Source organism: uncultured Ralstonia sp. (genome assembly GCA_913056305.1).
Taxonomy (GTDB): domain Bacteria; phylum Pseudomonadota; class Gammaproteobacteria; order Burkholderiales; family Burkholderiaceae; genus Ralstonia.
Window position 1 is genome coordinate 1 of the sequence record CAJXMR010000163.1, and the last position, 10,586, is coordinate 10,586.

Annotated in this window: 10 protein-coding genes; all 10 read left to right on the forward strand. The window is 63.2% G+C overall.

Features of this window, described 5'->3' with window-relative positions; all coding sequences use genetic code 11:
- Positions 1-1,733: molybdopterin-dependent oxidoreductase (locus tag QZ609_RS19815; protein WP_295498451.1), on the forward strand; the 1,733-nt coding region annotated here is incomplete at its 5' end.
- An 8-nt stretch (positions 1,734-1,741) separates the two neighbouring features.
- Positions 1,742-2,806 (forward strand): NADH-quinone oxidoreductase subunit NuoH, encoded by a 1,065-nt coding sequence (gene nuoH / locus QZ609_RS19820; RefSeq protein WP_295498453.1) that lies wholly within the window; start codon positions 1,742-1,744, stop codon positions 2,804-2,806.
- A 20-nt stretch (positions 2,807-2,826) separates the two neighbouring features.
- Positions 2,827-3,318 carry an NADH-quinone oxidoreductase subunit NuoI gene (gene nuoI / locus QZ609_RS19825; protein WP_197333706.1) on the forward strand — a complete coding sequence of 164 codons (492 nt, stop codon included), beginning with the start codon at positions 2,827-2,829 and terminating at the stop codon, positions 3,316-3,318.
- A 151-nt stretch (positions 3,319-3,469) separates the two neighbouring features.
- Positions 3,470-4,102 carry an NADH-quinone oxidoreductase subunit J gene (locus QZ609_RS19830; RefSeq protein WP_295498460.1) on the forward strand — a complete coding sequence of 211 codons (633 nt, stop codon included), beginning with the start codon at positions 3,470-3,472 and terminating at the stop codon, positions 4,100-4,102.
- Between the two features lie 17 nt (positions 4,103-4,119).
- The gene (gene nuoK / locus QZ609_RS19835) at positions 4,120-4,431 is read left to right on the forward strand and encodes an NADH-quinone oxidoreductase subunit NuoK (RefSeq protein ID WP_295498463.1); all 312 of its coding nucleotides are present in this window, start codon (positions 4,120-4,122) and stop codon (positions 4,429-4,431) included.
- A 29-nt stretch (positions 4,432-4,460) separates the two neighbouring features.
- A complete protein-coding gene (nuoL, locus tag QZ609_RS19840) occupies positions 4,461-6,521 on the forward strand; it encodes an NADH-quinone oxidoreductase subunit L (RefSeq protein ID WP_295498466.1) in 2,061 nt (686 codons plus the stop codon).
- 13 nt (positions 6,522-6,534) lie between these two features.
- Positions 6,535-8,001 (forward strand): NADH-quinone oxidoreductase subunit M, encoded by a 1,467-nt coding sequence (locus tag QZ609_RS19845; RefSeq protein ID WP_295498469.1) that lies wholly within the window; start codon positions 6,535-6,537, stop codon positions 7,999-8,001.
- 19 nt (positions 8,002-8,020) lie between these two features.
- Positions 8,021-9,493 carry an NADH-quinone oxidoreductase subunit NuoN gene (gene nuoN, locus QZ609_RS19850; protein WP_295498472.1) on the forward strand — a complete coding sequence of 491 codons (1,473 nt, stop codon included), beginning with the start codon at positions 8,021-8,023 and terminating at the stop codon, positions 9,491-9,493.
- 16 nt (positions 9,494-9,509) lie between these two features.
- Positions 9,510-9,815 carry a DUF2818 family protein gene (locus QZ609_RS19855; RefSeq protein ID WP_295498475.1) on the forward strand — a complete coding sequence of 102 codons (306 nt, stop codon included), beginning with the start codon at positions 9,510-9,512 and terminating at the stop codon, positions 9,813-9,815.
- 45 nt (positions 9,816-9,860) lie between these two features.
- Complete coding sequence (locus QZ609_RS19860) at positions 9,861-10,472, forward strand: NUDIX hydrolase (protein WP_295498478.1); 612 nt, start codon at positions 9,861-9,863, stop codon at positions 10,470-10,472.
- The last annotated feature ends 114 nt before the right edge of the window (positions 10,473-10,586 follow it).

Here is a 10,586-nt window from a genome sequence, read left to right on the forward strand (position 1 = left end):
GCTATTCGGCCCGTACGTGGGAACTGGCACGCCGCAAGTCGGTGTCGCCGCACGACGGCCTGGGCGCGAACGTGATCGTCCAGACCAAGAACCAGCGCGTGATGCGCGTGCTGCCGCTGGAAAACGAAGCGATCAACGAGTGCTGGTTGTCCGACAAGGACCGCTTCGCCTATGAAGGCGTCAACAGCGACGACCGCTTGACCCAGCCGATGCTCAAGCAAGGCGGTCAGTGGAAGGCCGTCGACTGGACCACGGCGCTGGAATACGTCGCCAACGGTCTGAACGAAATCAAGCGCGACCACGGCGCCGAGCAGATCGGCGCGTTGGCCAGCCCGCACAGCACGCTGGAAGAACTGTTCCTGCTGCAGAAGCTGGTGCGCGGCATCGGTAGCGATAACGTCGACTTCCGCCTGCGCCAGTCCGATTTCTCCGCCAAGCCGTCGGGCGCTCCGTGGCTGGGTCTGCCGATCGCCGATGTGTCGCTGCTGCAGCGCACGCTGGTGGTGGGCGCCTTCCTGCGCAAGGATCATCCGCTGCTGGCCGCGCGTCTGCGCCAGGCCGGCAAGAAGGGCGCGCAACTGAACGTGATCAGCGCCGGCGGCGAAGACTTGCTGATGCCCGCCACGCAACTGCTGGGCGCACCGTCGCAGTGGCTGTCGCTGCTGTCGGAAGTGGCCGTGGCGGTGGCTGCCGCCAACAACGTTGCGCGTCCGGCTGGTACGGATGGCGTCGAAGCTGGTGACGTTGCCAAGCGTATCGCGGCAAGCCTGGCTTCGGGCGAGCGCCGCGCCGTGTTCCTCGGCAATGCCGCCGTGGCACACCCGCAATTCTCGACGCTGCACGCGCTGGCCCAGTGGGTCGCGCAGCAGACCGGCGCCACGCTGGGCTTCCTGACCGAAGCGGCCAACACCGTCGGCGGCTACATCGCCGGTGCGCTGCCGCAAGGCAACGGCCTGGACGCCGCCGCCATGCTGGCGCAGCCGCGCCGCGCCTACGTGTTGCTGGGCGCCGAGCCGGAATTCGACTCGGCCAACCCGCTGCAGGCCCGTGCCGCGCTGGACCAGGCCGACACCGTAGTCGTGCTGGCGCCGTTCGCCTCGCGCGCTGCGCTGGAATACGCCGACGTGCTGCTGCCGACCGCGCCGTTCACGGAAACCTCGGGCACCTTCGTCAACTGCGAAGGCCTGCCGCAGAGCTTCAACGGTGTCGTGCGCAGCCTGGGCGATTCGCGCCCGGCCTGGAAGGTGCTGCGCGTGCTGGGCAACCTGCTGAACGTGGGCGGCTTCGACTACGACACCTCGGAAGTGGTGCGTGACGACGTGCTGGCCAAGCCGGTCACCGACCGTCTGTCGAACGTGACCACGGCACAGACGGCTGCTCCGGCTGCCGTCGCTGCTGGCATCGAACGCCTGGCCGACGTGCCCATCTATCACGCCGATCCGATCGTGCGCCGTGCCGGTTCGCTGCAACTGACGGCCGCTGCCCGCGCTGCGGTGCGTGCTGGCCTGCCGGCCGACCTGTTCGCGCAACTGGGCTTGGCCAACGGCGACGCCGTGCGCGTAACGATGCAGGGGCAGGGCAGCGTGGTGCTGCCGGCGGTGCTGGATCGCTCGCTGGCTGCTGGCGTGATCCGCGTGCCGGCCGCGACCGAGGCTTCGGCGCAACTGGGCGCGATGTTCGGCGCGGTGAACGTTGAGAAGGTTGAATCGTCCGCGCTGGCGGCTACGGTGTAAGGGTCAACATGATCGAATCGATTACCTCTTTCGGCGCGGCGACCTTCGGCGGCTGGTGGCCGCTGGTCTGGACGCTGGTGCGCGCCGTCTGCATCATCCTGCCGCTGCTGCTGTGCGTGGCTTACCTGATCCTGTGGGAGCGCAAGCTGATCGGCTGGATGCACGTGCGTCTGGGCCCGAACCGCGTGGGCCCGATGGGCCTGCTGCAGCCGATCGCCGACGTGCTCAAGCTGCTGCTCAAGGAAGTCATGGTGCCGAGCGCGGTCAGCCGTGGCATGTACATCATCGCGCCGCTGATGGTGCTGATGCCGGCCGTGGCGATCTGGGTGGTGGTGCCGTTCCAGGCGGAAGCCGTGGTGTCGAACATCAACGCCGGCCTGCTGTATGTGATGGCGATCAGCTCGGTGGGCGTGTACGGCGTGATCCTGGCCGGCTGGGCCTCGAACTCCAAGTACGCGTTCCTGGGGGCGATGCGCGCCTCGGCACAGATGATCTCGTACGAAATCGCCATGGGCTTCGCGCTCGTGACGGTGCTGATGGTGACGGGCAGCCTGAACCTGTCGGACATCGTCAACTCGCAGAACCGCGGCATTTTTGCCGACCACGGCATCAACATCCTGTCGTGGAACTGGCTGCCGCTGCTGCCGATGTTCGGCGTGTACTTCATCTCGGGCGTGGCGGAAACGAACCGCCATCCGTTCGACGTGGTGGAAGGCGAGTCGGAAATCGTGGCCGGCCACATGATCGAGTACTCGGGCATGGCGTTCGCGCTGTTCTTCCTGGCCGAGTACATCAACATGATCGTCATCTCCGCGCTGACGGCGACGCTGTTCCTGGGTGGCTGGGCGCCGCCGATCGATGCCCCCGTGCTCAACTGGATCCCGGGCTTCTTCTGGCTGCTGATCAAGGTGTTCCTGCTGCTGTCGGTCTTCATCTGGCTGCGCGCTTCGTTCCCGCGTTATCGCTATGACCAGATCATGCGTCTGGGCTGGAAGATCTTCATCCCGCTCACCGTGGGTTGGCTTATGGTCGTCGCCATCTGGTTGGTGTCGCCGTGGAATATCTGGAAGTAACGGGACAATAGGAAGGCACCATGTTGCTTGCCATCAAGGAATTCTTTAACAGCCTGCTCCTGAAGGAACTCTTCAAGGGGCTGGCGTTGACCGGGCGCTATCTGTTTGCGCGCAAGATCACCGTGCTCTTCCCGGAAGAGAAGACGCCGCTGTCGCCGCGTTTCCGCGGCCTGCACGCGCTGCGTCGCTATCCAAACGGCGAAGAGCGCTGCATTGCGTGCAAGCTGTGCGAAGCGGTGTGCCCGGCCCTGGCCATCACGATCGAGTCGGACCTGCGCGACGACGGCACTCGCCGCACCACGCGTTACGACATCGACCTGACCAAGTGCATTTTCTGCGGCTTCTGCGAAGAGGCGTGCCCGGTGGACGCCATCGTCGAGACGCACATCCTGGAGTACCACGGCGAGAAGCGCGGCGACCTGTACTTCACCAAGGATATGCTGCTGGCCGTGGGCGACCGCTTTGAGCCGGAAATCGCGGCCAACAAGGCGGCCGACGCGAAGTACCGCTAAGTTCAGTAAGACGCCCGCGGCGCAGGCTGCGGGCGGCGTAGTTGAAATTCCGTCAAGGACAACGGCTCCTCGTGAGCCACCCAGCTGGGGCGGTGTCATGCTGCCACAGCGTTGGATAAGCGCGTGCCGCCAAACGGCCCGCGCCAGGATCATGGATATCACGACGATCATCTTCTACGGTTTCTCGCTGGTGCTGGTGCTATCGGCGCTAAAGGTCATCACCGCGAAGAACCCGGTGCACGCGGCGCTGTTCCTCGTGCTGTCGTTCTTCACCGCAGCGGCGATCTGGATGCTGCTCAAGGCGGAATTCCTCGCCATCACGCTGGTGCTGGTCTACGTCGGGGCGGTGATGGTGCTGTTCCTGTTCGTGGTGATGATGATCGACATCGACATCGAACACCTGCGACGAGACTTCTGGACCTACGTGCCGATGGGTGCGTTCGTCGGGGCCATCATCATCATGGAAATGGCCGTGGTGCTGACCAAGACCTTCATGGGTCGGGTGCAGCCGGTTCAGGAGCTGCCCAAGGGGTTCAACGGCCCGAATACCCAGGCGCTTGGCAAGCTGATCTACACCGATTACATCTACGCCTTCGAAGTCGCGGGTGCTGTGCTGCTGCTGGCGATCGTCGCGGCCGTGGCGCTGACCGTGCGTCGCCGCAAGGACACCAAGGCCCAGAAGCCGTCCGAGCAGATCCGCGTGCAACGCAAGGATCGCGTGCGCCTGGTCTCGATGCCGGCAGAAAAGGCGGCTGGCGCAGCTTCGGCTGATTCCAACGGCTGAGCCCCGGGAGAACCCATATGTCCTCGCTATCCCTTGCCCATTACCTCGTGCTCGCCGCGGTGCTGTTTGCCATCAGCATCGTCGGCATCTTCCTGAATCGCAAGAACGTCATCGTGCTGCTGATGGCGATCGAATTGATGCTGCTTGCGGTCAACATCAACTTCGTCGCGTTCTCCCACTACTGGGGTGACCTGGCGGGGCAGGTGTTCGTGTTTTTCATCCTGACGGTGGCCGCGGCGGAATCCGCGATCGGTCTCGCCATCCTGGTGGTGCTGTTCCGTAACCTGGACACCATCAACGTCGACGATCTGGACAGCCTCAAGGGCTGACCGCCGCATCCACCTATAAGAAGCGTTCCATGGCTACCACGCTCAATCCCAACCTGCTGCTGGCGATTCCGCTCGCGCCGCTGGCCGGCGCGGCGATCGCCGGGCTATTCGGCACCAAGTTCTTCGGCGAGAAGATCGGCCGCACGGCATCCCACAGCGTCACCATCCTCGGTGTTGCGATCGCCTTCATCCTGTCGGCGCTGGTGCTGTCCGACGTCATGAACGGCGCCGGCTACAACGGCACCGTCTATGAATGGATGGCCGTCGGCCCGCTGAAGATGGAAGTCGGCTTCCTCATCGACTCGCTCACGGCGATGATGATGTGCGTGGTGACCTTCGTCTCGCTGATGGTGCACATCTACACGATCGGCTACATGGCGGAAGACGACGGCTACAACCGTTTCTTTGCCTACATCTCGCTGTTCACCTTCTCGATGTTGATGCTCGTGATGAGCAACAACTTCCTGCAGCTGTTCTTTGGCTGGGAAGCGGTGGGCCTGGTGTCGTACCTGCTGATCGGTTTCTGGTTCAAGCGCCCGACGGCCATCTACGCCAACATGAAGGCGTTCCTGGTCAACCGCGTGGGTGACTTCGGTTTCATTCTCGGTATCGGCCTGCTGCTGGCCTACAGCGGCAGCCTGAGCTACGCCGATGTGTTTGCCGCGCGTGACCAACTGGCCACCATCGGCTTCCCGGGCACCGACTGGCATATGCTGACGGTCGCCTGCATCTGCCTGTTCATCGGCGCGATGGGTAAGTCGGCGCAGTTCCCGCTGCACGTGTGGCTGCCGGACTCGATGGAAGGCCCGACCCCGATTTCCGCACTGATCCACGCGGCCACCATGGTGACCGCCGGCATCTTCATGGTCGCGCGCATGTCGCCGCTGTTCGAGCTGTCGGACACCGCGCTGTCGTTCGTGCTGATCATCGGTGCCATCACCGCGCTGTTCATGGGCTTCCTGGGCATCATTCAGAACGACATCAAGCGCGTGGTGGCGTATTCGACGCTGTCGCAGCTCGGTTACATGACGGTGGCGCTGGGCGCTTCGGCCTACCAGGTGGCCGTGTTCCACCTGATGACGCACGCGTTCTTCAAGGCGCTGCTGTTCCTCGGTGCCGGCTCGGTCATCATCGGCATGCACCACGACCAGGACATGCGCAACATGGGCGGCCTGCGCAAGTACATGCCGATCACGTGGCTGACCTCGCTGGTGGGTTCGCTGGCGCTGATCGGTACGCCGTTCTTCTCGGGCTTCTACTCGAAGGATTCGATCATCGAAGCCGTGCGCGAGTCGCATCTGCCGGGCGCTGAGTTCGCCTACTGGGCGGTGCTGGGCGGCGTGTTCGTGACGGCGTTCTACTCGTTCCGCATGTACTTCCTGGTGTTCCACGGCGAAGAGCGCTTCGGCAAGGAAGCGTCGCATCACGCAGGCAACCACCATGACGAGGAAGTCACGGCTGACCACCACCATGGCCTGGCCCCCGGCCAGAAGCCGCACGAGTCGCCGTGGGTGGTGACGCTGCCGCTGGTGATGCTGGCGATCCCGTCGGTCATCATCGGTGCGATGGCGATCCAGCCGATGCTGTTCGGCGAGTTCTTCAAGCACGGCGTGGTCTTCACCGACGTCATCTCCAACGCCGAGAACCACGAGGCGATGAAGGTGCTGGCCGAAGACTTCCACGGCTGGGTTGAGATGGCACTGCACGGCTTCACGTCGGCTCCGTTCATCCTGCTGGCAGCCGGCGTGGTGCTGTCGTGGTTCTTCTACCTGAAGCGCCCGGATATTCCGGCAGCCATCGCCAAGCGTTTCTCCGGCATCTACAAGCTGCTGGACAACAAGTACTACATGGACAAGATCAACGAGATCGTCTTCGCCAACGGTGCGGTCAAGTTCGGCCGCGGCCTGTGGAAGGGCGGCGATCAGGGTGTGATCGACGGCGTGGTCGTCAACGGCAGCGCGCGTCTGGTGGGGTGGTTCGCGAGCGTTGTGCGCCTGCTCCAGTCCGGCTACATCTATGACTACGCGTTCGCGATGATCGTCGGCACGGTTGGCCTGCTGACGTACTTCGTGTTCCTGGCGGGCAAATAAGGGATAACGAAAAATGGTTCTGTCTTTTGCGATCTGGCTGCCGATCTTCTTCGGCGTGCTGGTGCTGGCCTCGGGCTCAGACCGCAATCCCGGCTATGCCCGCTGGATGTCGCTGATCGGCTCGCTGGTCAGCTTCGTGATCACGTTGCCGCTGATCACACGTTTCGATAAGTCGACCGCGGCGATGCAGTTCGTCGAGAAGTCGAGCTGGATCGAGCGCTTCCATATCAGCTACTACCTGGGTGTCGACGGCATCTCGATGTGGTTCGTGGTGCTGACGGCGTTCATCACGGTCATCGTGGTGATCTCGGCGTGGGAAGTGATCACCGAGCGCGTGGCGCAGTACATGGCCGCGTTCCTGATCCTGTCGGGCCTGATGATCGGCGTGTTCGCGTCGCTCGACGGTCTGCTGTTCTACGTGTTCTTCGAAGCCACGCTGATCCCGATGTACATCATCATCGGCGTGTGGGGCGGCCCGAACCGTGTGTACGCGGCCATCAAGTTCTTCCTGTACACGCTGCTGGGCTCGTTGCTGACGCTGGTTGCGCTGCTGTACCTGTACTTCCACAGCGGCACGTTCGAGATCCTGCAGTGGCACCAGGTCAAGCTGTCGATGAACGAGCAGATCCTGCTGTTCATTGCGTTCTTCATGGCGTTTGCCGTGAAGGTGCCGATGTGGCCGGTGCACACCTGGCTGCCGGATGCCCACGTGGAAGCGCCGACCGGCGGTTCCGTGGTGCTGGCCGCCATCATGCTGAAGCTGGGGGCCTACGGTTTCCTGCGGTTCTCGCTGCCGATCGCGCCGGATGCCAGCCACAGCATGGCCGCGTTCATCATCGCGATCTCGCTGATCGCCGTGATCTACATCGGTCTGGTGGCGCTGGTGCAGGCCGACATGAAGAAGCTGGTTGCGTACTCGTCGATTGCGCACATGGGCTTCGTCACGCTGGGCTTCTTCATCTTCAACGAGATCGGCATCGAGGGCGGTATCGTCCAGATGATCTCGCACGGTTTCATCTCAGGCGCGATGTTCCTGTGCATCGGCGTGCTGTATGACCGCGTGCACTCGCGCCAGATCGCCGATTACGGCGGTGTGGTGAACACGATGCCGAAGTTTGCCGCGCTGTCGGTGTTCTTCGCGATGGCCAACTGCGGCCTGCCGGCCACCTCCGGTTTCGTGGGCGAATTCATGGTGATCCTGGGTTCGGTCAAGTACAACTTCTGGATTGGCCTGCTGGCGGCCACGGCCCTGATCTTCGGTGCAGCGTACTCGCTGTGGATGGTCAAGCGCGTGATCTTCGGCGATATCACGAACAAGCACGTGGCCGAGCTGAAAGACCTGAACACGCGCGAATTCTTCATGCTGGGCGTGCTCGCGATCGCGACCCTGTACATGGGCCTGTATCCGAAGCCTTTCACCGATGTCATGCATGCGTCCGTGGTGAATCTCCTCACCCACGTGGCCCAGTCCAAGCTGTAAGCGGGGAGTCGAAACAATCATGCAAAACATGAACTGGGCGCCGTTGTGGCCGATCGTTTTCTTGTCGGTGATGGTCGCCGTGATCCAGCTGGCGGATGTGTTCCGCAAGAAGGAAAGCGAGAGCCCCGCCTACTGCCTGAGCATTTTCACCACGTTGGCGCTGACCGTCTGGTTTGCCGTGCAGGCCTCCAGCGGTGAGACGCACTATGTCTTCAGCAATCTGGCGGTGTTTGACCCGATGGCGCAGGTGCTGTCGTCGTTCTGCTCGCTGGCGCTGCTGGTCACCTTCGTCTACACGCGTCGTTACCTGGCCGACCGCGAGATGTACAACGGCGAGTTCTACATCCTCGCGTTGTTCACGCTGCTGGGCCAGGTCGTGATGATCTCGGGCAACAACTTCCTGACGCTGTACCTCGGTCTGGAGCTGCTGTCGCTGGCGTCGTACGCACTGGTGGCACTGCGCCGCCGCTCGAACGTGTCGTCGGAATCGGGCATGAAGTACTTCATCCTGGGTGCGCTGGCCTCGGGTCTGCTGCTGTACGGCATGTCGATGCTGTACGGCGCGACCGGTTCGCTGGACCTGGGTGAGGTGTTCCGCGCCATCAATACGGGCAACATCAACAAGACGATCCTGGTGTTCGGCGTGGTGTTCGTCGTGGCTGGCCTGGCATTCAAGCTGGGTGCCGCACCGTTCCACATGTGGGTGCCGGACGTGTACCAGGGCTCGCCGACGGCGGTGACGCTGCTGATTGCCGGCGCGCCCAAGGTGGCCGCGTTCGCGATGACGTTGCGCATTCTGGTCGAAGGCCTGCTGCCGCTGGCGTTCGACTGGCAGAACATGCTGATCGTGCTGGCCGTCGCATCGCTGGCCATCGGCAACATCACCGGCGTGGTGCAGACCAACTTCAAGCGCCTGCTGGCGTACTCGACGGTCTCGCACATGGGCTTCCTGCTGCTGGGCATGCTGTCGGGCGTGAGCGCCGGCAAGCCGGACCTGACCGCACAGGCCTACAGCGCCTCGATGTTCTACGCCATCACCTATGTGCTGACGGCACTGGGCGCGTTCGGCGTCATCCTGCTGCTGGCGCGCAAGGGCTACGAGGCGGAAGAGATTGCCGACCTGAAGGGCTTGTCGAAGAAGAGCCCCTGGTTTGCGCTGCTGATGCTGTTCATGATGATGTCGCTGGCGGGCCTGCCGCCGACGGTCGGCTTCTATGCGAAGCTGTCGGTGCTGGGCGCGGTGGTCGATGCCGGCATGTCGTGGCTGGCCATCGTGGCGGTGCTGTTCTCGCTGGTGGGGGCGTTCTACTACCTGCGCGTCATCAAGGTCATGTACTTCGACGCCCCGACCGACGAAGGTCCGGTGGAAGCCACCTTTGGCCTGCGTTCGCTGCTGTCGGTCAACGGCCTGCTGGTGCTGGTGCTGGGCATCTTCCCGGCCAGCCTGATGGGTCTGTGCTATCAGGCGATCCGCCTGACGCTGGCGTCGTAACCCGGCACATCGCACCATGAACGCATCGACGGGCGGCCTGTTTGTCATCGTGTTGGCACTGATCTGTGCCAACCTGCCGTTCGTCAACCAACGCGTGCTGGCCCTGGTGCCGGCACGCTGGCCGCGCAAACCGTTTTGGCTGCGCGGCGCCGAGCTGATGGCCATGTACGTTATGGTCGGGCTGATCGGCTTCGGCATCGAATCGAGCCAGGGCAATGCCTTCCCGCAGGGCTGGCAGTTCTACGCGATCACCGCTTGCCTGATGCTGGTGTTCGCGTTTCCCGGTTTTACGTGGCAGTACCTGGTTCGCCACCCCCGTTGATCCCCCGCCGGGCAGGCTCCCGCTGTCTCGGCACGAGAGAGCGCCATGTCCGATCACACTCCGCTTCCCGCATCGATTGAACCTGTGTCCGACCCGGACGCCGGCCTGCGCGAGACCCAGGTCGCCTCGGCGTTGATGCACCAGGGCAAGTTCCTCACGCTCAAGCAGGACATCGTCCGCCTGCCGGACGGCCGCAACGCCAGCCGCGAATACCTGATCCACCCGGGTGCGGTGATGATGATCCCGCTGTTCGACGATGGCACGGTGCTGATGGAGCGCCAGTTCCGCTATCCGGTGGGCAAGGTGATGATCGAATTCCCGGCCGGCAAGCTCGACCCGCAGGAGGGTGCGCTGGCGTGCGGCAAGCGCGAACTGCGCGAGGAAACCGGCTACACCGCGGCGCGCTGGGATTACCTCACGCGCATCCACCCGGTCATCTCGTACTCCACCGAGTTCATCGACATCTACCTCGCGCGCGACCTGCAGCACGGCGAAAGTGCGCTCGACGAGGGTGAATTTCTCGAGACCTTCATCGCGCCTGCCGGCCAATTGATCGACTGGGTGCGCGAAGGGACGATCTCCGACGTGAAGACCATCATCGGCGTATTCTGGTTGGAGAAGATCCTGTCGGGTACCTGGACGCCGGGTGGCGCCTGAGGCGCTTGCGACGCGCCTGAATCACCGCATCCATTCACGCTCACCACTGTGGCGAACGATCGTGCGAAAAAATTAGCACGACCGTTCACAAATTTTCGAATCGGGGATACACTC

Excerpts from the sequence above, each read along its gene's own strand:
- nuoH (WP_295498453.1), top strand. The coding sequence starts at position 1,742 with ATGATCGAATCGATTACCTCTTTCGGCGCGGCGACCTTCGGCGGCTGG.
- nuoI (WP_197333706.1), top strand. The coding sequence starts at position 2,827 with ATGTTGCTTGCCATCAAGGAATTCTTTAACAGCCTGCTCCTGAAGGAA.
- QZ609_RS19830 (WP_295498460.1), top strand. The coding sequence starts at position 3,470 with ATGGATATCACGACGATCATCTTCTACGGTTTCTCGCTGGTGCTGGTG.
- nuoK (WP_295498463.1), top strand. The coding sequence starts at position 4,120 with ATGTCCTCGCTATCCCTTGCCCATTACCTCGTGCTCGCCGCGGTGCTG.
- nuoL (WP_295498466.1), top strand. The coding sequence starts at position 4,461 with ATGGCTACCACGCTCAATCCCAACCTGCTGCTGGCGATTCCGCTCGCG.
- QZ609_RS19845 (WP_295498469.1), top strand. The coding sequence starts at position 6,535 with ATGGTTCTGTCTTTTGCGATCTGGCTGCCGATCTTCTTCGGCGTGCTG.
- nuoN (WP_295498472.1), top strand. The coding sequence starts at position 8,021 with ATGCAAAACATGAACTGGGCGCCGTTGTGGCCGATCGTTTTCTTGTCG.
- QZ609_RS19855 (WP_295498475.1), top strand. The coding sequence starts at position 9,510 with ATGAACGCATCGACGGGCGGCCTGTTTGTCATCGTGTTGGCACTGATC.
- QZ609_RS19860 (WP_295498478.1), top strand. The coding sequence starts at position 9,861 with ATGTCCGATCACACTCCGCTTCCCGCATCGATTGAACCTGTGTCCGAC.